Origin of the sequence: Aureimonas sp. N4 (assembly GCF_001463925.1) — a bacterium.
GTDB lineage: Bacteria > Pseudomonadota > Alphaproteobacteria > Rhizobiales > Rhizobiaceae > Aureimonas > Aureimonas ureilytica_A.
Genome location: NZ_BBWS01000057.1, coordinates 124,310 through 147,800 on the forward strand (window position 1 = coordinate 124,310; position 23,491 = coordinate 147,800).

A 23,491-nucleotide genomic window follows, 5' to 3' on the forward strand; every position below is an offset into this window, starting at 1 on the left:
GCTTGCTATTTCGAAGGCCTTCGGGCCAAGAGCGGGGCGCGCGGGATCGACCCGCCCGCACGCCCCCGCCCGATGCCCGAAAGAGCCCGATATGACTGATACCCAGCCTCGCCTTTTCGTCAGCCTCCTGATGCTGCTGTCGCTGGCGACGCTCTGGGGCGCGTCCTATTCCTTCATCAAGCTCGGCGTCGCCACCATTCCCCCGGTGACGCTGATCGCGGTGCGCACGCTGATCGCCGGCAGCCTGCTTCTGGCCATCCTGCACCTTCGCGGCCTTCGCCTGCCGACCGACCGGCGCAACACCAAGCGCTTTCTGATCCAGGCGGGGCTGAACACGGTCGTGCCCTTCACGCTCGTCGCCTGGGGCTCGCAATATGTGGATGCCGGGCTCGTCACGATCCTGAACTCGCTGACGCCCGTCTTCGCCTTTCTGATCAACGCGCTCGTCACGCGGCACGAGGCGGTGACGGGCCGGAAGCTCGTCGGCGTCCTGTTGGGGCTTCTCGGCATCTGTTTGGTGATCGGCCCGTCGGCGCTCGGCGGGCTGAACGAGGCGCTGCTGGCGCAAGGCGCCATCGTGTTCGCCGCCGTCGCCTATGGCGCGGCCGTCACCTTCGGACGCACCTTTCGGGATCTCGATCCGATGATGCCGGCGGCGGGCTCGCTCCTCTGGGGCGGGATCGTGCTCCTGCCTTTCAGCCTCGTGCTCGACCACCCGTGGACGCTCGCGCCCTCGCAAAGCTCCATCCTGGCACTCTTGGCACTCTCAGTCTTCTCCACCGCGCTCGCCTTCGTTCTCTATTTCAATCTTCTGTCGCGCATCGGCTCGATCGGCACCACGGCGCAGGCCTACCTGCGCGTTCCCATCGGCGTCGGCATCGCCATGGTGTTTCTCGGCGAGGTGCCGCAGCCGAGCGCCTGGGTCGGGCTCGTCTTCGTCATCGCCAGCGTCGTGATGATGACCCTGCCCGCCCGGCGTCCCGCCCGCACCGCCTGATCGATCCGCTCGAACCCTGTTTCACGTGAAACAGGAAATTAGGATTTGCAGACCGATCACAGATTGACATGATGCTGACATGTCAGTTAGCAGTTAGGAAACGCGGGAGGATTTCGTGGACGATCAGGGGTTTGGTTTGTCGGCGGCGCTGGTGACGGTATTCGACGAGAGCGGTTCGATCGACAGCGGCGCCATGGCGCGTCACGCGCGCTGGTGTCTCGATCAGGGCTGCTCCAGCGTCACGCTGTTCGGCACCACGGGCGAGGGCTCGTCGGTCTCGCGCACGGAGCGCACCAGCCTCATCCGCGCCTTCCATGAGGCCGGCATCGCACCCGCCCAGACGATCGGCTGCGTCATGGCCAATGCGGCCGGCGACGCGACCGAACAGGCGGCCGAGCTTCTGGATGCCGGCGCGCGCGGTGTGCTTCTGGCCCCGCCCTCCTATTTCAAGAACGTGTCGGAAGACGGCGTCTTCGCCTGGTTCTCCGAGGTCTTGGGCGCGCTGGGAGACAAGGCGCGCGGCATCATCCTCTACAACATCCCCTCGGTCACGGCGGTGGAACTCTCCGTGCCGCTGATCGGGCGCATTCGTGCGGCCTTCCCGAAGGCCATCGCGGGCGTCAAGGATTCCTCGGGCAACTGGCCCTATACCGAGCGGCTTCTGGCCGAGCACAAGGACATCGCCATCCTGATCGGCGACGAGCGGAGCTTGGCGGCGGGCGTGCGGCTCGGCGCACAAGGCGCGATTTCCGGCATGGCCAATCTCCTGCCCGAGCGGCTTCTGCCGATGATCCGCGAAGGGCGCGACGACAAGGGTGTGCATGAGCTGGTGGACGCGGTGCTGACCTTCCCGGTGACGCCGGCGGTCAAGGCGCTGGTCGCCCATCGCACGGGCGAGGCTGGCTTCGCGCGGGTGCGCGCGCCGCTCGTCTCGACGCCTGCGGAGGGCGCGGCGCGTCTTGGCGCGATTTACGACGCGCTCAACGCGTCCCAAGCGGCCTGACGGAGCGCCGACGCGTGGACGCCGACGTCGCAAAGGGTCGAGGCGGGGATGCTCTCAAGCTGCGCGAGCGAGCTTACGAGAGCATCATCGAAAAGCTGATGGCGCGGGATTTCTTGCCCGGCGAGTTCGTCTCGCAGCGCCAGCTCGTCGCCCGCACCGGCCTGCCGCTCGGCGCCATCCGCGAGATCATTCCGCGCCTCGAATCCGAAGGCCTTCTCGTCACTGTGCCCCAGCGCGGCATCCAGATCGCCCATGTGGACCTGAACCTCATCCGCGAGGCCTTTCAGTTCCGCCTGTTTCTGGAAAAGGAGGCGATCGGCGTGTTCACGGCGCAGGCCAGCGACGCCACGATCGCCGCCCTGCGTGCCGAACACGAGGCGATGCTGGCGCTGGCGCTGTCGCGCAAGCTGACGGAAGAGGAAGAGGCCAAGGCGCAGGCGATCGACTGGCGGCTGCACGACACGTTCATCGACGCGCTCGGCAATTCGATCATCGCCATGGCCTACCGCGTCAACTCGGTGAAACTGCGCCTCATCCATCAGGAGCGCTATCGCATCGACGGGCGCGTCGTGCCCGTCATGCGCGAGCATCTCCAGGTGATCGCGGCCATCGAAAGCCGCGACCCGGCGCGCGCCACGGAAGCGATCGCCGCCCATATCGACAATGCCAGACGATTGGCGCTCACCGTCTGAAACGGACGAGCGCACCGGGACAGGTCGTTGGAGGACGCCGCCCGGAGCCACCAAAGGGGAGGAAGACCACATGACCCATCGCACGATCGCCCTGTCCCGCCGCCAGTTCCTGGCCGGCACCGCTGCCGCCGGTGCCTTCGCGCTCGCCGGCGTCCGCCCGAGCTTCGCCGCCGGTGTGGACTGGAAGAAGCACGCCGGCACCACGCTGGAAGTGAACCTCACCAAGAACCCGCGCGGCGAACTTCTGCGCAAATATCAGGCCGAGTTCGAGGCGCTGACCGGCATCAAGGTCAACGCGGAAGCCACGCCCGAGCAGCAGCAGCGCCAGAAGGCGGTGATCGAGCTGACCTCCGGCAAGCCGAGCTTCGACGTCATCCATATCAGCTTCCACGCCCAGAAGCGGCAATACGAGAAGGCCGGCTGGCTGGCCGATCTCTCGCCCTTCATGGCCGACCCCACGCTCACCGAAGCCTCGCTGAAGGAAAGCGACTTCGCCCCCGCCGGTCTGTCCTATGCCAAGGACCGCGAAGGCCGCATCCGCGCCCTGCCCTTCTCCGTGGACTACTGGATCGTCTACTGGAACAAGGAACTCTTCGGCGCGAAGAACATCACCTTCCCCGAGACGTTCGAGGCGATGCTGGAAGCGGCGAAAGCCCTCACCGACAAGTCGGCCGGCACATCGGGCTTCGTCGCGCGCGGCATGAAGAACGCCAACACACCGGTCTGGACCTCGCTCATGCTCGGCTTCGGCCAGCAGGCGATCGGGCCGGACGGCAAGATCCTGGCCGACGACGAAAAGGGCGTCGAGGCCGCCAAGCTCTATCAGAACCTCATGACGCAATGCGCGCCGCGCGGCGTCACCGGCTTCAACTGGGCCGAATGCCAGTCCGCCTTCCTCCAGGGCAAGGTCGGCATGTGGTTCGACGGCTGCGGCTTCGCCGCGCCGCTGGAGAACCCCGAACTCTCCCGCGTCGTCGGCAAGGTCGGCTATCATGTCGTGCCCGCCGGCCCGGCCGGAGCCGCCGCGCCGACGCTCGGCGACGGTATCGCGGTGACGGAGGCCTCCACCAAGAAGGAAGCGGCCTATCTCTATTGCCAATGGGCCGTCTCGAAGGAAATGGGCGCGCGCCTGTTCCAGGCCGGCGCGGGCGTGCCTTTCCGCACATCGATCGTGGAAGACCCGGAAGTGCGCAAGGGCGTCACCATGCCGGCCGAATGGGCCGACGCGATCGCCGCCTCCGCCAAGGTCAGCCAGATCGCGCTGCCGGTGATCATCCCGATCACAGAGTTCCGCGACATCTACGGCGTCGCCCTCACCAATCTCCTGGGCGGCGGCGATCCGGCGGCCGAGTTGAAGAAAGCCACCGAGCAGTTCAAGCCCATTCTGGAGCGAAGCGAGGCCTGATGAGCGCCGTGATCTCCCGAGCCGATGAGACGGGGGCGGCTTCGGCCGCCCCGCGAAAGGCCAAGCGCCTTCGCCCCTTCTACTGGCCCTTCGTCATTCCCGCGCTCGCGGTCACCTGCGCGGTGATCGTCTTCCCGTGGGTCTTCACGGCCTGGATGAGCGCCCATTCCTGGCGGCTCGGCGGCGACACCGCCTTCGTGGGCCTGGAGAACTATAGCCGCCTTCTCACCGACACCCGCTTTTGGGAGTCGATGGGGCACACCCTGTTTTACACGATCCTCTCGGTGGTCGCGCCTCTGGTGCTCGGCACCTTCGCGGCCGTCCTGTTCGATTCCAAGATGCCGCTGCGCGGCGTGCTGCGCGCCATCTTCGTCATGCCGATGATGGCAACCCCGGTCGCCATCGCGCTGGTCTGGACCATGATGTTCAACCCTTCGCTCGGCGTTCTCAACTATCTCCTGTCGGTGGTCGGCCTGCCCGAGCAGTCCTGGATCTACGACCAGTCCACCGTCATCCCCTCGCTGGTGCTGGTGGAAACCTGGCAATGGACGCCGCTCGTCATGCTGATCGTGCTGGGCGGCCTCGCCTCCTTGCCGCGCGAGCCCTATGAGGGCGCCGAGATCGACGGGGCCAATGGCTGGCAGAAGTTCCGCTACATCACCCTGCCGCTGATCGCGCCCTTCATGATGGTCGCCGTGATCATCCGCTCGATCGACGCGCTGAAGAGCTTCGACATCATCTATGCGATGACCCAGGGCGGGCCGGGCACGGCGTCGGAGACGATCAACATCTATCTCTACAACGTCGCCTTTTCCTATTACGACATCGGCTACGGGTCTGCCATCGCCGTCGTCTTCTTCGCCGTCATCATCGCGCTGTCGCTCGTCATGCTTCATCTGAAGCAGCGCGCGAAGTGGAACGATTAAGAGCGCCGATCAACACCTCGCGGTGTCGGCTGGTCGGGTCTTTCCGCCAGCCAGGGCGAGCCTGATATCTCGCCCGTCCTTCGGACTGTCCCGAATGCTTGGCCCTGCCCCCGGCATCCACTGCGCTTCGCGCAGCAACGACTGACGAAAACCCCTCGACCACCCTCCGCCCGGAGGTAGTGATAGACGCTCGGAGGACCCTCATGACGCTTCGCCGCCAGTTCGATCGGATCGGCCTCTTCTTTCTCGGCCTCGTCCTCGTCTCGCCCGCCGTCTTCTTCTTCGTCTGGATGCTGTCGCTTTCGCTCAAATTCGAGATCGACAACGGCGCCTATCCGCCGGTCCTGATCCCCGAGCGCATCGCCTGGGGCAATTACGCCAAGATCTTCCAGGAGAACGACTTCCTCCTTTATTTCTGGAACTCGGTTCTCGTCACCGGCACGGCGACGCTGCTCGCCCTTCTCGTTGGCGTGCCCGCCGGCTACGGCATCGCCCGGCTGAAGGCCGATAAGGCCGCCATCGTCATCATGATCGCGCGCATGACGCCGGGCCTCTCCTTCCTCATTCCACTCTTCCTCCTGTTCCAGAATGTCGGCCTGCTCGGCACGCTCTGGCCGCAGATCATCATCCACCTCGTGGTCACCGTGCCCATCGTGATCTGGGTCATGATCGGCTATTTCGAGACGACGCCGCTGGAGCTGGAAGAGGCCGCGCGCATCGACGGCGCTTCCGCCTGGCAGGTCTTCGCCAAGGTCGCGCTGCCCATCGCCCGGCCCGGCATCGTGGTCTCGCTCATCCTCGCCGTCATCTTCTCCTGGAACAATTTCGTCTTCGGCATCGTGCTGGCCAACCGCGAAACGCGCACCCTGCCCGTCGCCGTCTACAACATGCTTTCCTTCGAGCAGGTGAGCTGGGGGCCGCTCGCCGCCGCCGCTCTCGTCGTCACCCTGCCCGTCCTCATTCTCACCCTTCTGGCTCAGCGCCAGATCGTCGCCGGCCTCACGGCAGGCGCTGTGAAATAAGCTCGAAACGCGGGGAGAAGACGCGGGCCGGATCGGCCGGTCTTTTCCACCTCGCCCTTGTCACGAATGCATGGCCCGCCGCAGGCCGCGCTTGAGCTTCGCACCCGTTTGAAACCGCGAACGTCTCTCGCCTCTCCCTTGCCTGCGGGTCTCGTCCCCAGTTCGAAAAGGAACCGCTCATGGCCTCCGTCACCATCCGGAACGTGAAGAAGAGCTTCGGCAGCGTCACCACGATCCATGGCGTGTCGATCGACATCGCGGACGGCGAGTTCGTCGTCCTTGTCGGCCCGTCCGGCTGCGGCAAGTCCACGCTGCTGCGCATGCTCGCGGGGCTGGAGGAGATTTCGGGCGGCGACATCCTGATCGGCGGGCGCGTCGTCAACGACCTGCCGGCCAAGGAACGCGATATCGCCATGGTGTTCCAGAACTACGCGCTCTATCCGCACATGTCGGTGGCCGACAACATGGCCTTCGCGTTGAAGCTCAAGAGCGTGCCGAAAGCCGAGATCGAGAAGCGCGTGAAGCCGGCGGCCGACATTCTCGGCCTCTCCAGCCTTCTCGACCGCTTCCCGCGCCAGCTGTCGGGCGGCCAGCGCCAGCGCGTCGCGATGGGCCGCGCCATCGTGCGCGATCCGCAGGTCTTCCTGTTCGACGAGCCGCTCTCCAATCTCGACGCCAAGCTGCGCGTCTCCATGCGCGCCGAGATCAAGAACCTCCATGGCCGGCTCGGCACCACCACGGTCTATGTCACGCATGACCAGATCGAGGCCATGACCATGGCCGACAAGATCGTCGTCATGCGCGATGGGCGTGTGGAGCAGGTCGGCGCCCCGCTCGACCTCTACGACCGCCCGGCCAACACCTTCGTCGCCGGTTTCATCGGGTCGCCGTCGATGAATTTCGTCCAAGGGCGCGTCGAGGGTGACGGATTCGTGACCGGCGATGGCCTGCGCCTCCCCCTCCCCGCCGGGCTCGGCGCGGTGCCTCCCGGCGAGGCGACCTATGGCGTGCGCCCCGAGCATGTGCGCATCGGCGAAGGCGGCGTGCCGATCCGCGTCGAGGTGGTGGAGCCCACGGGCTCGGAGGTCATGGTGGCCGGCAAGCTCGGCGACCAGTCGATCTCCTGCCTCTTCCGCGAGCGCTTGACCTTGCGGCCGGGCGAGATCGTGCCGGTTCACGTCGAGCCCAAGACCAGCCATCTCTTCGACCGCGCCAACGGCATGCGCCTCGGCGCTGGCGAAGCGCGCGCCTGACCGAGCACGCGCCTGAGGGAGCGGACCGCTGGGCGATCCGCGACCCGCAAGGTTTTTGGTGGACGACTTCCGGCGAATGCCTTCCATGCGCCGGAAAGCCCCTTTCCGTCTGCTTCGAGGATCGCCCGCGTCCACCACGGCGCGCCCGCCAACCGAAAAAATTTCAGCACGGCGCGCCCATCATCCAGCCTCGCGTCCGGCAGTTCCATGGCGCAGCTTGCGCCAAGCTGACCACCCATGACAGATTTCCGACACGAGCGCCGTTTGGCCCTTGCCATCCCCCCGCGATTTCATTAATCAGCCTCCAACGCCACATGGCGTCGACCACACAAGGCGCTCGTCGCCTGCGGCTCTTCGGAGCCAACCTCAAACGGAGAGGTGGCAGAGTGGTTGAATGCACCGCACTCGAAATGCGGCATACGGGCAACCGTATCGGGGGTTCAAATCCCTCCCTCTCCGCCATTTATGACTCTTTTCTTGCGCTCCCCGCCCCTGTCTGACAGGGATTTCCCCAGAAATGCGGCGTTTCCGGCCACCCTGTTCTCCGAACCGGGTCACAAACCGGGTTACAAATCGGGGTACATTCGGACGCGATGGCGACCAAGGCGAAGCTCAAATGGCTGACCCTCCGAGAGGGCATCTGGTACTATCAACGGCGCGTTCCCGATCGCTACAAGCATCTAGATCCGCGTCTCATGGTCCGCCTCAGCTGCGAGACCGACGACCTGACCCAAGCCATGATCGCGCGGGATCGGCTGAATAAGATCGTCGAAGCGCATTGGCACTCGCTGGTGCACAGCGTCGGCCCTGACGCTCAAGAGCGCTACCGATCTACGGTCGCTCGGGCACGACTGGAGGGGTTCTCCTATGTGCCTGCCGAGGATCTCATGGGGGTATCCCGAGAGGAACGGTTCGCGCGTCTCGAGCGGGCTGCAGCGGGACTGGAAGGGCAATTGTCAACCAAGGCTGCGGCAGCGGACCAGCAGCAGCTATTTGCGGCCGTTATGGGAACCGCGGAAGAACCCCCAATCCTGCTGTCGAACATCGTTGAGGAATACGAGAAGGCTTCCAAGGACAAGCGTTTGAAGATGTCGGACGCGCAGGTGCACAAGTGGCGCCTGCCCCTGACACGCGCTGTTCGCAACCTGATCGACGTTATTGGCGACAAGCCCGTCACCTCCCTGACCCGTGCTGATGCCATTAGGTTTCGGGATCAATGGTTCGAGTGGATCAGCGTGGGCAAGCTGGTCGATGGTCCAGACGGTGAGAAGGTCTTGCGGGTTCTGAAAGCAGAATCTGCGAATAAGGACGTGACGCACATCGGGAAGATGATCGCCCTTCTTTCGGACCGGCTTGATCTCGACCTTCCAAGACGTTTCCAGGGTCTTCGCTTCTCCGCCGATGATGACGAGGAGGGCCGCGTACCGTTTGCGACCGAATGGATCAGAGATCGCATCCTCGCGCCCGGCCTTCTGGAGCGCCTCAATCCTGCCGTGCGAGGCGTCATCCTGACGATGGTCAACACCGGTGCGCGGCCGAGTGAGCTCACCGGATTGCGAAAAGCGGACATCCGTCTGGAGGCCGAAATTCCTCACATCGCGATCGTGGACTATCAGGGGCGCAAGCTCAAAACGCCCTTCTCCAAACGAGATCTGCCATTGGTGGGCCCGTCCCTAGAAGGTGCCAAGCTCCTTCATGAAACGGCAGGCGAATACAAAGACAGAAGCGGCGCCCTCTCGTCTCTTGTCGGCAAGTTTTTCCGGACCCACGACCTCTATGCGGTCAAGGGACAGACGCTCTATTCGTTTCGCCATTCCTTCAAGGATCGGCTGACAGCGGCCGATGCGCCGGACCTGATTGATTCTGAACTGATGGGCCACAAGTTCGACCGCCCCGACTATGGACGCGGACCGACGCTTGAAAAGAAGCTCGAATGGATCAAGAAAATCGCGATCTATCGGCGTTCGGACGAGCCGCCCTGATCGATCGTCGCACGCGGCAACGGAAACGGCCCGGTCACGGTCGGCAACGGCCAGAACCCGTGCCACGGCCGATGCTCCACCGACGTGAACCAGGTCGTGAATTCGGTCACGCATCCGCCACGCAGGCGCCACGGGCCCCAGTCCTGAACGCCCGGCGGGCGATTGGTCGGCGTCCCGTCCTGTTGATCCTCGAATTCGAACATGGCGCGCCGGAACCGGCCGGCCGGATCGCCGAAATAGATCTGCTGCCGGCCGTCGATATAGCGCGCGTCGGAGCGCACCTTGCTCATGACGCCCGAGACCAGCGCGTCGCGGCCGTCGCAGACGGCGTTCGTCTGCGTAAAGGCCTCGAACACGACGACCGAGCCGGAGCACTCTCCGGTGTCAGGATTGACCCGCCCGTCGCAGATGGTGACCGGCGCGAGGACCGGGGCATAGCTCACCTCGAGCCGGCCGGCCTCATAGCGAAGCCCCTGGGCGGAGAAGTAGGCGACGAGCGCCACCACGCCGCAGCCGATCGTCAGGACGGCCCTTTTCGCCGCGCGCCGCAATGCCTGCAGATGCTCATTCATCGCTGGTGTCCTTTGCGATGCGGCCGCGACGAACGCGCCAGAAGTGGAAGAGGTCGATGATGAAGCCGCTCAACGAGACGCCGCCGATGCCGACGACAAAGGCCGACAGGCGAGCCAGTTCCTCGGTCGTGCCGGTGATCGGCCCCAGCTGAGCCGTGAGCGTCGGGATCGCGATGGGCGCGAGATAGACGGCGCAGATCCCGCCGACCGCGACCTGGATGACGCCATCCGTCAAGCTGCCGCGCCGGGTCATCCAACCGACGGCGCCGCCCAGCGCGCCGCCGAGCGCCAACCGCGCGTCGGCGCTGAAAAGCCATTCCATGTGCTGCCCGTCCTTCTGTTGGGGCTGAGTCGACGGGCGAGCGCGATCAGGAGCCGGCCGCGCGGACCGCGCCGGCCAGCGCGTCGTGCCGCGCCCCACATTCTCCGAGCGACTGGCGGTCCCGCCCCCAAAGGCGCACGGCCTCGGGCATCGTCAGGTCGCGCAGCGGAATGTCAGCGACGGGCCGGCAGGGCTGCGTCAGGCTGGGCGGGATGCGAGGCGGCGGGAGTGGCAGGGGCGCGACCGATACGGTCGAGCTCGTTCGACACGCGGCGAGGCACAAGGACGCGGCAAGCAGCGCCGCCGGCCGGAGGAGCGTCATCGGGTTTCTCCTGAAGGGCTTGCTCGAGGGAGACGAGGCGGGCCTCCTGCTCGGCGGTGCGTCGGGCATAGTCCGCCTCGATCGCGTTGATTTTGGTCTGCCGGGCGGCCCGGTCGGCCGCCGCCGCTTGGGTCGCTTCGATCTGCCGTTCGGCGTTGGCGAGGCTCTCGGCTTTGCGCCCGTATTCGCGAGCGGCCGGCAAGGCGACAAAGACGCCGTAGGCGCCGACGGTGCAGCAACCGACCGCGAGGCCGGCGACGAAGGCCGCGGCGAGTTTGAACCTGTCGAGCGGGCCCATCATCCTTCGTCCCCGATCGGGAGGAGCGGGGCGGTCTGCCCGGCCAGCGCGTGGGTACAGTCGTCCAGAAACTGGATGTGTCCGTCCCTGATGAAGGAGTGGCAGACGAGCGGACGGGGATCGATCGCTTCGCCGGCCATCACACGCCCATGCTCGTCGTCGGTCAAAGGCTGCACGCCCTGCACCAGGACGGAAGGCTGGAAGGTCGGCCGGCCATAGTCGCCGTTCCAGGTCCAGCGCGGCCCGGCCCCCTCTCCCACCCGAATGCCGTGCCGTTGATTGCACCCTGGGCACTGAAGGAAGAGATGCCCGTCCGCTCCGAAGCGCAGCACACCCCGCGCGCCCATCATTCGAGCCCCGACACGCAAAGCTCGGCCTCGCCGAGGCGCTGCGCGTCGCCCATCTCGCGGCGCTTCACAAGCCCATTGACGATCTGCCCGCCCGCCTTGTTGAAGGCCGTCTGCGCTTCGCAGGCCGGCCGGTAGCGCCGCGCTGTCAGATGCCGGGCGGCCGTGGATCGGATCATGGCCGGCGCGCCGAAGTTATAGGCACCCGACGTCATCGATGCCTGCAAGCTGACCGGCGCGGCCAGAAACCCCGGAACCCCATCGACGAGCGGCAGGTAATAGTCGCGCGCGACGCGGCGCCGGAGCATCGCCTCGCACTCGGCCGGCGTGAAGCCCATGCCGGGTTTCACGGGCTGACCGTTGATCCGGGTTTCGCCGTAGCAGATGTCCCAGATCTTGGCGTAGCGGTCCCAATGGGATTTCAGGGCGAGCCCCTCCCACGGCTTGATCAGCCGATCGACGGCCAGCGCGACGGCCGGCGGGGTCAGCCCCTTGTCGATCGCGGCGCGGATCGTGGCCGGCGTTTCGGCCGGCGTGCGTGCAGTCCAGGTGGTCCAGCCGCTGGTGATGGCGAGCACGGCCGCGCCCGCGAGAGCGGCTTTTCCGCGCTTGGTGGCGACGATCTTATGGACGGGCATCGTCATCCTCCGGCAGCGAGTTCTGCGCGACGATGCGGGCGACGAAGGCGCCGGCCGAGGCGAAGGCGCAGATGAGCGCGAAGATGCGCGGCTGGATCGGCAGCGCGCCGTCGAAGGCCGGCAGCGCGACTTCGAGAAGGGAAAAGAGGAAGGCGGCCGCGATGAAGCGCAGCGACCAGGCGCGCCTGATCACCGCCCGCCAGTTGGCGACGAGGGTCATGGTGTCTCCGGGGCGTAAAGTGGGCTCGTGAAAACAAGCTGACGAATTGATGGTGGTGGAGTCGCCGAAGCGTGCGAGGCTGCCGGGCAACCTCGAAAGGATCGGCACATGGGTGAGAAGCGCAAAGGCTCCAAAGAGGGCCGCAAGCCCAAGAAGGCGGTCGAGAAGACGATCGCTGCAGCCCCCAGCCTGAAGGGCGGCGTTCTGGCCGGCGGGAAGTCGGCTAAGTAGCGGCGTCGATGGTAGCGCGGTGCACCCGCGCTCCGTTGAGGGCCCGGCGCTATGGCCGGGCTAGTTGGGTCAGGCGGCGATCGCGCCGACGCCCTGCAGGTAGGACTTCAGGGCGTTGTAAAGCCCGGTCTTCTGCGCGGTCGACGTGAGCGCGCCGCCCGTGTGGATCACGGCCACCTGCGCGTCGCCATAGGAGCTGTTGTTGCGCAGGAGGTCGAGGCCCGTCGCGAGCGAGGTCGAGGCCGTGGTCAGCGTAGCGGCCTGAGCGCCGTCGACCAGAAGCTCGGACGCGCTCGCGCCCGTGCGGTTGGCGACGACATGGTGTGGCGAGGCCGTGGAGCCCGAGCCGCCGAGGCCGCCCGTGGTCTGACTGACGCGGCCACCATGCCCCGACGCGCGGGAATGGACGTTGGTCCGGCCGTTGGCCGAGCCGTAGTCCTCGCCCGTGGTGCCGTCCATCAGCGTGAAGACGCCGATATGGGCGCTATCCTGCTGATGCTTCGCGCCCGTCGCGGTGGACGGGTTGAAGTTGGTCGAAGCGAACTGGTTGGAGCCGTTGCCCTTGTAGCCCCGATCCTTCGTCCAGGTCGGGAAGGCCGTCGAGGTCAGCGTGTAGGCAGACGAGACAAGGTTCTCGTTCGCGGCCTGCTGGGTATGAGCCGCCACGATATGCAACTCGTCCAGAACGGACAGAACGCCCGCCGTCTTCAGGTCGCCGAACAGCTTGTCCACCAGCGCGCGCCGCTTGTCGCTCGGCGGCGAGGTCATGCGCGCGACATAGGCCGAGGCTTCCGAGTTCGTGAAGCTGTAGGCCGGGTATGTCGCGAGCAGCTGATCACGCAGGATCGCCGCCGCTTCCTTGTGGATCGGCGTCGTCGGATGCGTCTCGTCGTTGCAGTTCGTGGCCCGGATTACCGACCCGACCGGATGCGCCAGCGTCAACGTCCCGCCCGTGATCGTCACCGTGTAGGGGCCGGAGCCCGTCACGCTGACCACCTTGAAGGGGAAGTTCTGCGTCGGGACCGGCTCGACATTGGCCGTGCCGGGCTCAATCACGAACGTCTCGTCCACATCGGGCTTGTCGGCCATGACCAGCGTCGTCGCTCCCACGGCCGAAGCCGATGTCAGCGACGACGTGAACGAGCGCAGCTTGTACTTCGACGGACCCGAGTCCGCGTCGGAACAGAGCGCGGCGAGGTCGAGAAGCGCGTCAGGGCCGCCGCTCGCGCCGATCCCGTTGCGAATGCGGGTGTTGACCTGATCCTTGTAGCCTCCGAGCTCGTAGCCGATGCCGCCGACGCCCGACGTGTACCAGGGGAACTGGTTGGCGAGGTCAGTGCATCGATAGTTCGTAAGGATGTTCTCCATCGAACCATTTCGCGTGCCGGTCGAGACGCGAGGCGGAAGGGTGCCCTGCGTGACCCGCGTGTGCCCGAGCGAGCGCATCTGGGCGTAGAACTTCTGAAGGCTCGACCAGATGCGCGTATCGGTCTGCCCGCCGCCCACATCGTTGGTCCCGAGGCTGCAGTAGGCCATGCTGCAGAAACGGGCGTAGACGCGGCTGTAGTAATTGTTGGCATTCCAGTGGCCAATCTGACGGCCACCGAGCGAGTGCGAGAAGAACGGGATACCAGCCGCGAAGGCGGCCCGCTTGGCATAGCCGCCGCCATTGTCGCCCACACCGCCACCGTCCGACAGGCGGTCGCCGATCGAGTCGGTAGCGACGAAGAGCGACGGCACCTGCGTCTTTCCATCAACCGGAAGGCCGGCGATCATCACCGGAGCCGGGCCGGGCAGCGTGGCGCCGCCCGAAGGCTGGCCGATCCCGCCCTGGATCATCACAAGATCAGCCGGGGCGCGAGTGTCCACGGTCGGATCGTAAATGTAGGAAGTGCCGAGGGTCTGGCCGCAGGTGTAGACGACCGCGCCATCGGGGATGTCCACGATGGTATTCGTGATGACCTCCGTCGAGTCCTCGAACTCCGTCAGGCCGAACATGGAAGGCGTCAGCTCGTCCGCGAAGTAGAGGTCACAGCCACCCGGAATGGTGAAGGTCTGCGAGCCGCCGAAGAGGAGGCGAACGACCGGCGTGGGCGCGCCAGGGATTTCGACCGATGCCGCCGCGATCGGCGTCCCCGGTCCCGCCAACTCTTCCGAACTGGTCAAAGCCTCGATCCGAACGGTCGAGAACCCAACGTACAGCGACTTCTGCGAGCGCCGGCCGAGCTTCATCGGCTTGCGCGCATAGGTGCGAGTGCGGGTGCCGAAGGCGCCGCGAGAGGCATTGTTCACCTGCCCCGCCATCGCGACGTTCTTGTAGCCAGCCGCGAGCACGGCGGGCCAGTTGCCCTTCGCATTCACGCCGACCTGCGACGAACTTTGCAACCCGCTATTGGTCGCGTTGGGGTGCGTCTCGGTGACGGTGATCGGGATGGATTCTCCGAGGGTTAGAGATCCTGGCCCCTTCACGACAAAAGCGTCCGTCCCGTCGTCCACGAGCTTCAGCTTGTTGCCCGAAACCGTGAGCGTAAGGGTCGAGCCGATGGCGCGTCGTGCGACGCGGAACAGCGGTGTGTTCTCAGCCTCGTCCGCATACACGGAATAGGAGTTGGCCTGCGCCGTCTGGAACAGGTTGCCCAGTGTAATCGGGGCGCTGGCAGCAACGGCGATCGACATCGAGAGCTTGCGTCCGCTAGTTGTCGTCAGCCTCGCAGCGATCGTGCCGACGGCCGAGGCCGTCAGACCGACCAGTAGGGTGCGGCGCGAAGCGTCCAGGGTCAGCCTCCCATCGTTCGGCGCGATGGTGGCGATAGTCTCACCAGTGTTCAAGCCGTCGATGGCGGAGATCGGCAGACCAGCGGTGGAGTTGGCCGCGAATGACGCCGATGCCGGACCGAGCCCGAAACTGCCAGCCGGCAAAAAGGTGCGAGCAGCGACCGCGATGGCATCTTTGAAAGGTACGATCCGCGTCTTCGCCAGTTGCTGGTATTTGTGCGCGGGGTGGACAATAGCTGCCCCCGGAATGTCCGCGGATGCGACACGGTTGACGACCGCGCCAACGTCGTGAGCCTTGGCGAGCCTACCATTGACATTCGGAGCCGTTGCATCGGCCTGCGAGTTTCGTGCGCCGCCGACACCCGTCACCGTCCATCCTCCGCCCTGACGTGCCACGACAGATGCGACGGTGAAAATGCGAGCGCCCGTTTCGAAGTTCGACGTCCCAGACTCGAAGGCCAAGGTGTCGCCGACGTCCGGCTTGTCGGAGAGGTGGATGACATTCGTGCTGTTGGCCGCGACCGCCTCGAGGAGCGTCGCCTGCCAGGAATCCACGACCCATTTCCCAAAGTCGGAGGGGTCGCGGCTGTCCGACCATGGATCGATGCCGATGAAGATCGGCGCATCGCGGGTGGTGTTTTCGATCTTGCCGCCGCCGTTGCCGACGATCCAGTTCCGCCAACGCTCGATCGTCCCGCCAGCCGAATTCCCAGCACCTGACGGAGTTTGCGTTACGCCAGGGGTGATGAAGCTATTCGCCGGAACGGTGACCGATGGCGGCGTCGCAAGCTGCACCAGCGGCATACCAGGATAGCGGGATTGCAGCTTGGCGGCGAACTCTTCGACCAGGGTTTGCATCCCGGCGAAAGTCTGGTTGGTCGCGAGGTTATTGCGTCCATGAGCCGAGATCGCGACGTCAAACATGGGCTCGGGCTGGAGCAAGGCGCAGGCGTCCGCAATCCAGTCGATGACGCCCTTGGCGTCGGTCGGGTTCGCATCGGAGCTAACGCCGTCGCGCATCGTCGCGAAAAAGTTGGACGAATAGCGGGCGGTGGTCATCCAGTTCATGGGACCGCTGGCGACGTCGCCGAGGGCCTGCTGGAGATACCCCGCATCCCCGCGACCGGCTGCAAGCTTGGCCGAGACCGTCGTTTGATCCGTGATGCTGTCTGCAAACAGGATCGGGCAGACCTGACCTTCCCATCCCTCTGCTGCGAACATGACAGGGCCGAACGAGCCTCCGATCGCAGACGCCGTGCCCGATCCGGTCGGTCGGCCCGTCACCGAAAAGTCGTTCGTCAGACTTTCCGCGCCGTTCTCACCCGCCTGATACATCGGCGGCAATGCCGGATAAGCACCATGCTCGGCGGCGACCCAATAGACGTCGAGGAAGTAGAGACCATTGGCCGGGAGTGTCGCCATGGGATCGTTCCAGACGCGTTCCGCAGGCGCGAGAATTTTTGACGTTGAGCCGCCCCATTTCACCTGCGCGACGACTGCGCCATCCGACCACCGGCGCACGTCCACCCTCTGGATCGTCACTGGGAAGTTGTTCGGCCGAACGCCGAAGATCGTGTTGACCACGTTGGCCCACAGGAACGAACCTTTTCGGGCTTCGAACGTGGTCGAGAAGGCCCAAGAGCGGTACTGATACTTGGCGAAGGACGTCCCGTTGCCGCCCGATCGGCCAGACGTGTCGCTGGAGGCGTAACCGCTGTCGTTGATGGCATAGTCGGTTGGCAGACCGAAGCGGTTCGACGCAAGCATGTAGCGGTTGCGCTTGCCTCCACCTGGCACGAGGATGCCGGCACCGATCGCGCCGGCCAGAGAGCGTTTCGCGGCGTTGATGCGCGCAGGTGTACGGGCCATGACGGGCCTCCTAAGTCAGGACACGAAAAAGGCCGCACAGGGCGGCCTTGAGTGAAGTCAGGTTCAGGCAAGGGGCGGGAACTGAAATGCCCTCACGGCTGTTTGCAGCCACGAGACGCGCCGTTCCTCCCCGGCGATGTACCGACCGCGCCACCCGGCTCATGTGTCAGGGTGGCGCGGTCGATTTGTTTTCAGATGGTCGCAGCCTCGCGGAAGAGATCATCGATCGCCTCGGCCGAGAGCCCGAGGGCCTGCCCCAGCGCGGCGATCAGCGGATGATTGCGCTTCAGCTCGGCCGCATATTCCCATTCGATCCGGGCCTCTTCACCCGCCTGCCCCGCCATCTGCGCGATGGCGGCTTCGGCTTTCGAGAGAAGCCCGGCGCGAGAAAGGGCGATCCGCGCTTGGCGCATGGTGACGGCCGACGGCACTGGCTCTGGTGGCACAGGCGGGGCGGAGAACGTCTTGCCGTCGTAAAGCCAGCCGATGCCAGCCCCGGCGGGCAGGAGAACCAGCCCCTGCACCTTGGCGAAGTCCGCATCGGCGACGATCGAATTGGAGACGACGCCATTCGTGATGAGAGCGTAACGGTCAGACATCAGAAGAACCTCACGATCAGAAGGCCATTTCCTCCGTTGCCGCCGTTGCCGGGATCATTGCCCGCACCGCCGCCGCCACCGCCGCCGCTCGGGAACCCACCGTTCCCGCCTTTCCCGCCTTTCTTTCCGACCCCCAGTCGCGAGCCGCCGCCGCCCGATCCTCCGCTGCCGGCGCGGCCGAAAGCGCCATCCTCTCCATTCCGGCCATCGCTGCCATTGGTCGAGTCAGACGTTGCTGCAGCACCGCCCGGCTGGCCGCCAAGAGGCCCAGCTCCGCCAGAATTACCGCCTGAAGTTTGGTTGCTGTCAGAGCCCGGTGCCCCCGCGCCGCCAGCTGCGCCGCCATAAAGGGACGAACCACCGGAATATCCCGCCATGCTCGCGCCAGCGGCGCCTCCCATGTCGGTGTTCCAGGCAGCGGGAATGGAGGAGCTGTTGGAAGCTCCCAGATGTCCGGCGCTGGGGCTGTTGACGGCGCTGGTAAGGGACAAGAAGCCAGCGGTGCCGCCAAATCCCCAGTTTCCTCCGCCGCGCGCGCAGACCAGATTGCCCAGCGTCGTGTCGCCCCCTGGAGGGCCGCTGCCCCCTTTAGTCACCGAGCCGGCTCCACCGGCTCCCACGGTTGCCGAAATCGCCTGACCCGGCGTCTGACCCGATACGATTTCCGTCGTCCGCGCCCCGCCGCCTCCGCCATGCGCGAAAGCACCGTTGCCTTGGTTGGGCTCCATTCGAGCACCGCCGCCACCGCCGCCGAAGCAATCCACGATCGCGCCGTTGACACCCGGCGGCCAGATCAGGTTGCCGGATTCGAAGAACGTCTTCGTCCCAGGCGTCAGAACGAACGACCGCAGTGCCGTGCCGTCGCAGATGAGCACTCGGGTCTCGCCGGGATAGGACACGAAGGATGCAAGACCGTCGATCGTCTCCGAGCCGATCGGATCAAAGGTCACGTCGCCCGTGCCGGCATTCCGGTAGCGGCACCACCACCCGTTCCCCAGCGAAGCAGCCGCTTCGAAGGTCTGCGTGAAGGTGCCCGCCGTGATGTCGATCAGCTTGCCCTTGTCGGCCTTGGTGAGAGCCGTGTTCGACGTGCGGGCGTCCCGGTTGAGATCAGTGGCCGCAGAGAAATCAACCGCAGCGAATTCATAAGCGGTCCCGGCCGCGTTGGACCGCAGAAACTGTAAGGCCGTGCTGGAGTTCAGCGCGGGGATGTTGAGCCCCTGCGCAAAACCCTTCGCTCGCTCGGCCTGTGCGAAAGCCTTTGGGGACCAGTGATAAGCCGAGAACTTGCCGGACGCGACTTCGCTGTCTTCTGCCTCGTTGGACCAGCGCGAGGCGAGCACGGCCGAGGCCGCCGCCTTCAGCGCCGAATGAAGCGCCGAGAAAAGGCCCGCTTCGACTTCCACACCCTCGGCCGCATTCGCCCAGGATTTTGCCTTATCCCGCGCGGTGCCCGCCGTCGTGACATCCTTGCCCGTCTGCACGCGATCGGCGGCGGTCTTCACGACATCGGCGGCCGTGCTCTCGGCATTCTCGGCCGTGAACTCGCCGACATCGGCGACCGCGTTGAAGTCCTTCACAAGGTTCTGACGGTGGCCACCCTGCCCGAGACCGGACGGGTTCTTCGTGGCGTCCCACTGGTCATTGTTGGCGGCGCGGATGCGGGTGATTGCCGCCTGGATGAGAGCCGGGAGCGCCATCAGAGTTCCTTGATTTCGAAAGGCATGGAGAGGCCGGGCCCGTCGCCCTCCCACTGCACCTGTTCCAAGGGCGAGGGAGCGCGAAGGCGGCCCACGAAATTCCGTGTGATCCCGTTGAAGAGATCCGTGGGGTCGGGGATGACGAAGACTTCCCTGTGGACGCCCTGCCGGCGGACCATCTTGAGGAACTGTCCATAGGCCTCGTCTGCCGAGAGATGCTGCAGGCCGAAGCGATGGACGCGGATCGGCCGGCGCGGGTCGAAGAACTCGTCACCGCTGAGCGCCGTCTCGATCGCCGTGGCGAACTCGAAGGTCAGCGTATCGCCCCAGCTATAGTTGATGCGTGGGCGGATGGTCGGCCCGACGAAAAGCCGGCCGAGCTTGAAGAAGCGGTCCGGGTTGCCGGGATCGATGAAGGTCAGACGCATGTATTGCGCCGTGATGGGCGTAGGAAGGAGGATAGCCGGACAGGTGCGGAACCCTTCGATGTCCTCGGCCGTGAAGCCGCCTAGCCAGAAGCTGTCGTCTTCCCATTCCAGAGTGTCGAGGCTCCAGGGCGACGAGAACAGGCCCGGCCAGAGGTCGTAGACGTCGTAATGAAGGTAGGTCGAGAAATCCGGCTTCTCGCTGAGTTCGACGAGCATGCGCGAGGTCAGCGTGCCGCCATGGTTGATCGGCGAGATCAGGCTGACCGTGCGCGGCTTGCCGAAGTTGATCGTCAATGTCGCCTCGCTCTGGGAAAGACCCACGGATCGCGCGACCTTGGCGTATTGCCGGCTGAGAAGGTTCGAGAGCGGCAGCGTCGGCTGCCAGGAGCCGCCTGACAGTGCGCTCGCGTCCAGCGTATCAAGCCAGTTCTCGCTTCCGAGGGTGATCCGCGAGTCCATGCGTCATCCGTAAATGTCGAGAGTGATGACGCCGGCCTCCACCTTGTCGCCGCTTCGGCGCGGCAACACGACTTCCTTGCCGATCACGAGCATCGGCCGGCCAGCGTCGAGGTCGAAGCGCGGCAGCTGAAGCGTTACGATGCTGCCGAGACGAATGCCGATGGCCACCTCGTCCTTCAGCGGGACGCGATAGCGCTGGCGTCGTTGACCGCGAAGAGCGAGCTGCCGGCCGGCTTCCGCCTTGGCAGCCGCCTCGCTCGCGAAGAGCGAGGGAAACGTCAGTTCCGATGCGCGCAGATGGACGGTCTTCAGCGGCTCGTTCTCGACTGAGACCGAGCGAGATTCTTTGGTGACGAACGCTTTCAAAGCCGTCGTGGCCGCCGTCTTGTTCAAATCGGCTTCCGATTGGACGAGCCAGGCCGGCGCATAGGTCACCGTCACCTTCCAGGCCGGCACGCCAGCCTGCGCGTCGTTCGTGACGATGCGCTCAATCCCCTGCCCGCGATCGAGGATCACGCTGAGGTCGAGCACGGGCCCCCTTGCGCCGGCCGCAACGTCCACTTGGCCGAACCGGAACACGCCTGTTGCGTCGGGGCATATCCAAGCGCCCATAGAGGCCAGAACGGCCGTGACGGCCGGCAGGACGTTTCGCGTGTCGGCACCGATCCAGATGCCAACTTCCGCGCCGTTCAGCGCGTGGAGGGCGTCGAGTTCATCAGCGTTGTAGTCGGCCCCGGCGTCGAAGCCCGAAGCGTCGAGCATCCGGCGCGCGACCTTACCGACCGAACGCGCGCCCGGTGCGCCCTCGGTGATATCGGCCGTGATCGCGCCTTTCGGATTATCGCCTATCCTGATCTGCCCCGTGGACGGACACCGCCCATAGGCGCGCTCCGGAATGGTAGCGGCCATCAGCGCGGCGAAGGTCGAGTAGCTCGCCCCCTTCGTCAGCGGCACACCGTCATCCCGCACCTCGTCGAACTCGCAGCCGTTCGAAGCGAAGTCGAACACCAGCTTGAAGCGATTGGAGACGATGCCGGGAACGTTTCGGTTGACACCCCAGGCCAGCGGCTTGGGCTTGTCCTTCAGGTCCTCGGGCGTTCCTTCGGCGTCTGTCTTCGTTCCGTCCGTCGTCGTGCCCTTGTAGGTCTCGGTCTGGATCGGGACGCGCAGGTCATCGAGGCGGTCGCGAATGCGGATCGTGGCGACGGTCCAGGACACTTCGATCTGCTCCATGATGCCGGTCAGCACCAGGGCGCGCGAGGTGAAGCGCGCGTCCACGTCCTCCAATGCCCAGATCGTCACCCGCCGGCCATCGACGGCGTAGCGAGCCAGACGGTCAAGGTTTTCCCCCGCGCCGTCGTCGCCGATCGCCACCTCGATGAAGCCGTAGCCGACGCGCGCTTCGCCCGAGGTTGTCCCGTCGTCGAAGATCGACTGCTCGAAGTTGCCGGGGTTGATGACCCGTCCCTCGTAATGCCGATGGGGCGGGTTGTCGTTCGTTCCGGTCGTGTAGCCGTCGGTCGCGAGGCGCTCTACGACGACGGCATTGACCTCCGGGTGGGGGTCGAAGGCTTCGAACTCCACCAGGTAGATCATGCTGCCATCGCCTTTCGCTTCTCTCTAGCCGACTGACGCCCGGTCAGACGGTTGCCTTCGTCCACCGATCCCTTCACCTCGATCGCGCCCTGTGCCGTCGCCTTCGCGAGCGTGGCAAAGCGGCTTTCGAAGGAAGCTTGCAGGCGAGAGAGACCCGCAACGACGGCTGAGTTGTCGTTGGCCGTCATGACCGCGCGGGGCGCGGCCTGCATGTTGAGGGTCGGCATACCCCGCGTCATGCGCATGGTGTCCACCACGGCCGGGCCGCCCCACGACGCGACGTCGCGCTGCGACCAGACCACTTCGCCGCGATGGACAAGGCCAGCGACGTCATGGACGCCACCGGCGCCCGTGTAGCCGCCGGTCGCCCAGCCCCGGCCTTCCGCCTGGCCGAAGAGACCGTAGTGCGCGGAGGCGTAGACCTCGGCCGAGTAGCCCTTCGGCAGCCCGAACGTCTCGCCGGCCGCGATGGCCGCCGCGACGTCCTTGTTCTTGGCGAGGTAGGGGGCGGCGCTTTCGTAAGTCCACCCGCCATTGCGCGGGGTTTCCGTGGTCGCCGGGTTGGTCCCCGGAACCGTGATCCCCTGCTGACGGGCTGCCGCTGCCGCTGCCGCATAGTCCTTCATGGCCACCGCGAGCGACTTGATGCCGTCGTTGATGCCAAGGAGGGCTTCGTAGTCCTTCTTGTTCTGCTCCAGCTGGGCTTCGTCGAGCGCGATCTGGCGCTTGAGGGCCACCAACTGGCTTTCGGCAGTCGAAAGCTGGCCGCGCGCCGCCGTTTCGCTCTGGTCGAGGATCCTGCGGACCTCGTCGAAGGCGTCGTGATAGCGCTCGGAACTGGCATAAAACGACCGGGCTTCGGCCAGATATTCCTGGCCGGCACCCGTGAGCTTGGACCGCGCGTCCTCATCCCCGCCCTGCGCCTTCATGGCGAGGTCGAGGAATTGCTGGCGGGCTTCCGCCACCCGCGCTTCCGGGGTGAGGGTCGAGAGACTGTCATCGACCAGCAGCGACTTCCTGAACTGCGCGATGTTGCTCGCAAAGTCCTTCAGGCTGCCGACGGTCGACTCCAGTTCGCTCGCCTCGTTGCGGCGGGCCGAAAGCAGATCGTTGATGCGATCCGTTTCGTGTTGGTAGCTGCGATCCAGATTGCTGCGAGCCGCCGAAAGGACCGTGGCGGCGCGTTCGGCCGACAATGCCTTTTCCAGCTTGGCAACGGCATCCGCGCCGAACTTCGCCGCTTCCAACCGCTCCTTCGCCGCCCGGCGCTCGAAAGCCGCCAGTTCGTCGCCCGCGTTCTGGGCGTCGAACAGACGATCCTCGTAGCCCCTGATCGCGGCTTCGATCTCAGATGCCGATGCGGAAATCGATCGCCCGGCTTCCGTCACCACGCCTGAGAGGCGCGGGAAGACACTGACGAGGTCGGCGAAGGCATCACCTGCCAGTTCTGATCCGTCAACGATCTTCTGGGCCGACAGCGAGAACCACCGATTGACGATGGCCGGATCGACATTGAGGAGCGAGGCGTTCGAGAGCGCCGTGTCGAACTCCGTGAAGAGGTCGGCCACGTCGTTCAGATAGCCCTTTCCCGTCAGATCGTTGATCTTTCGGCCGAACCCGTCGACGAAGTCGGCGGCCATTTTGGCGAGGGCCCTGTTCAGTTCCTCGCCGATACGCCGCGCGGCGTCCGCCGCGTTCATCCCAAGCTTCTGAAGGGTCGGCAGCAACTGCTGCGCGGCCCCTTGAAGCGAGCGGAAGTTGGATTCGACGGCAGAAAGCTCCTTCGGCGGGTTGAGCACCGAAAGCGCCTGATCCTGCGCGGCGCGGCGCGCCTT

22 protein-coding genes and 1 tRNA gene are annotated in these 23,491 nt (G+C 65.5%); 10 read left to right on the forward strand and 13 right to left on the reverse strand.

Going from position 1 to position 23,491, the window contains the following annotated elements; all coding sequences use genetic code 11:
- Nucleotides 1-91: 91 nt before the first annotated feature.
- The 9 genes from AUL28_RS20225 to AUL28_RS20265 all read left to right on the forward strand — a co-directional run bounded on the left by AUL28_RS20225 (nucleotide 92) and on the right by AUL28_RS20265 (nucleotide 9,280).
- On the forward strand, nucleotides 92-997 hold the full coding sequence (locus AUL28_RS20225; RefSeq protein ID WP_062236330.1) for a DMT family transporter: 906 nt from the start codon (nucleotides 92-94) through the stop codon (nucleotides 995-997).
- Between the two features lie 115 nt (nucleotides 998-1,112).
- Nucleotides 1,113-2,000 (forward strand): dihydrodipicolinate synthase family protein, encoded by an 888-nt coding sequence (locus AUL28_RS20230; RefSeq protein ID WP_062236333.1) that lies wholly within the window; start codon nucleotides 1,113-1,115, stop codon nucleotides 1,998-2,000.
- Nucleotides 2,001-2,014: 14 nt separating this feature from the next.
- On the forward strand, nucleotides 2,015-2,692 hold the full coding sequence (locus AUL28_RS20235; RefSeq protein ID WP_058634470.1) for a GntR family transcriptional regulator: 678 nt from the start codon (nucleotides 2,015-2,017) through the stop codon (nucleotides 2,690-2,692).
- Nucleotides 2,693-2,762: 70 nt separating this feature from the next.
- Complete coding sequence (locus AUL28_RS20240; RefSeq protein ID WP_062236335.1) at nucleotides 2,763-4,097, forward strand: ABC transporter substrate-binding protein; 1,335 nt, start codon at nucleotides 2,763-2,765, stop codon at nucleotides 4,095-4,097.
- Entirely contained in the window at nucleotides 4,097-5,023 is a 927-nt protein-coding gene (locus AUL28_RS20245) for a carbohydrate ABC transporter permease (protein WP_062236338.1), read from the forward strand. The genes AUL28_RS20240 and AUL28_RS20245 overlap by 1 nt, the downstream gene beginning before the upstream one ends.
- Nucleotides 5,024-5,226: 203 nt before the next feature.
- Nucleotides 5,227-6,045 carry a carbohydrate ABC transporter permease gene (locus AUL28_RS20250; RefSeq protein WP_062236341.1) on the forward strand — a complete coding sequence of 273 codons (819 nt, stop codon included), beginning with the start codon at nucleotides 5,227-5,229 and terminating at the stop codon, nucleotides 6,043-6,045.
- 179 nt (nucleotides 6,046-6,224) lie between these two features.
- Entirely contained in the window at nucleotides 6,225-7,298 is a 1,074-nt protein-coding gene (locus AUL28_RS20255) for an ABC transporter ATP-binding protein (protein ID WP_062236344.1), read from the forward strand.
- 372 nt (nucleotides 7,299-7,670) lie between these two features.
- Nucleotides 7,671-7,760: transfer RNA gene (locus AUL28_RS20260), tRNA-Ser, on the forward strand.
- 131 nt (nucleotides 7,761-7,891) lie between these two features.
- The gene (locus AUL28_RS20265) at nucleotides 7,892-9,280 is read left to right on the forward strand and encodes a tyrosine-type recombinase/integrase (RefSeq protein WP_062236347.1); all 1,389 of its coding nucleotides are present in this window, start codon (nucleotides 7,892-7,894) and stop codon (nucleotides 9,278-9,280) included.
- On the opposite strand, the gene AUL28_RS20270 is transcribed toward AUL28_RS20265, so the two are convergent.
- The 7 genes from AUL28_RS20270 to AUL28_RS20295 are packed head-to-tail and all read right to left on the reverse strand — an operon-like array spanning nucleotide 9,253 to nucleotide 11,999.
- Complete coding sequence (locus AUL28_RS20270; protein ID WP_062236350.1) at nucleotides 9,253-9,852, reverse strand: hypothetical protein; 600 nt, start codon at nucleotides 9,850-9,852, stop codon at nucleotides 9,253-9,255. The two genes, AUL28_RS20265 and AUL28_RS20270, sit on opposite strands and share 28 nt — an antisense overlap.
- Nucleotides 9,845-10,174 (reverse strand): hypothetical protein, encoded by a 330-nt coding sequence (locus tag AUL28_RS20275; RefSeq protein ID WP_062236353.1) that lies wholly within the window; start codon nucleotides 10,172-10,174, stop codon nucleotides 9,845-9,847. The genes AUL28_RS20270 and AUL28_RS20275 overlap by 8 nt, the downstream gene beginning before the upstream one ends.
- A 46-nt stretch (nucleotides 10,175-10,220) precedes the next feature.
- Complete coding sequence (gene lysC / locus AUL28_RS23780) at nucleotides 10,221-10,457, reverse strand: Rz1-like lysis system protein LysC (protein ID WP_441294091.1); 237 nt, start codon at nucleotides 10,455-10,457, stop codon at nucleotides 10,221-10,223.
- Nucleotides 10,348-10,797, reverse strand: coding sequence for a hypothetical protein (locus tag AUL28_RS20280; RefSeq protein ID WP_156420108.1), 450 nt, complete (start codon nucleotides 10,795-10,797; stop codon nucleotides 10,348-10,350). Before AUL28_RS20280 ends, lysC begins: the two co-directional genes overlap by 110 nt.
- Nucleotides 10,794-11,141, reverse strand: coding sequence for a DUF6527 family protein (locus AUL28_RS20285; protein WP_062236399.1), 348 nt, complete (start codon nucleotides 11,139-11,141; stop codon nucleotides 10,794-10,796). The genes AUL28_RS20280 and AUL28_RS20285 overlap by 4 nt, the downstream gene beginning before the upstream one ends.
- On the reverse strand, nucleotides 11,141-11,779 hold the full coding sequence (locus tag AUL28_RS20290) for a lysozyme (RefSeq protein ID WP_062236358.1): 639 nt from the start codon (nucleotides 11,777-11,779) through the stop codon (nucleotides 11,141-11,143). The genes AUL28_RS20285 and AUL28_RS20290 overlap by 1 nt, the downstream gene beginning before the upstream one ends.
- Nucleotides 11,766-11,999 carry a hypothetical protein gene (locus tag AUL28_RS20295; protein WP_062223065.1) on the reverse strand — a complete coding sequence of 78 codons (234 nt, stop codon included), beginning with the start codon at nucleotides 11,997-11,999 and terminating at the stop codon, nucleotides 11,766-11,768. Before AUL28_RS20295 ends, AUL28_RS20290 begins: the two co-directional genes overlap by 14 nt.
- 108 nt (nucleotides 12,000-12,107) lie before the next feature.
- Between AUL28_RS20295 and AUL28_RS23585 the strand changes: the two genes are divergently transcribed.
- Complete coding sequence (locus AUL28_RS23585; protein WP_280137300.1) at nucleotides 12,108-12,230, forward strand: hypothetical protein; 123 nt, start codon at nucleotides 12,108-12,110, stop codon at nucleotides 12,228-12,230.
- Nucleotides 12,231-12,299: 69 nt separating this feature from the next.
- On the opposite strand, the gene AUL28_RS20300 is transcribed toward AUL28_RS23585, so the two are convergent.
- The 6 genes from AUL28_RS20300 to AUL28_RS23100 all read right to left on the reverse strand — a co-directional run.
- The gene (locus tag AUL28_RS20300) at nucleotides 12,300-16,874 is read right to left on the reverse strand and encodes a hypothetical protein (protein WP_062236362.1); all 4,575 of its coding nucleotides are present in this window, start codon (nucleotides 16,872-16,874) and stop codon (nucleotides 12,300-12,302) included.
- A 191-nt stretch (nucleotides 16,875-17,065) separates the two neighbouring features.
- Nucleotides 17,066-17,473, reverse strand: coding sequence for a hypothetical protein (locus AUL28_RS20305; protein ID WP_062236365.1), 408 nt, complete (start codon nucleotides 17,471-17,473; stop codon nucleotides 17,066-17,068).
- Nucleotides 17,473-19,173, reverse strand: a complete 1,701-nt coding sequence (locus AUL28_RS20310; RefSeq protein WP_062236368.1) for a glycine-rich domain-containing protein — start codon at nucleotides 19,171-19,173, stop codon at nucleotides 17,473-17,475. The genes AUL28_RS20305 and AUL28_RS20310 overlap by 1 nt, the downstream gene beginning before the upstream one ends.
- Nucleotides 19,173-20,060: a hypothetical protein gene (locus AUL28_RS20315; protein WP_062223071.1), complete on the reverse strand. Its 888-nt coding sequence runs from the start codon at nucleotides 20,058-20,060 to the stop codon at nucleotides 19,173-19,175. Before AUL28_RS20315 ends, AUL28_RS20310 begins: the two co-directional genes overlap by 1 nt.
- A gap of 3 nt (nucleotides 20,061-20,063) precedes the next feature.
- Complete coding sequence (locus AUL28_RS20320) at nucleotides 20,064-21,656, reverse strand: hypothetical protein (protein WP_062236371.1); 1,593 nt, start codon at nucleotides 21,654-21,656, stop codon at nucleotides 20,064-20,066.
- The coding region (locus AUL28_RS23100; protein WP_192843502.1) for a hypothetical protein at nucleotides 21,653-23,491 on the reverse strand (1,839 nt) is incomplete at its 5' end. The genes AUL28_RS20320 and AUL28_RS23100, both read right to left, overlap by 4 nt.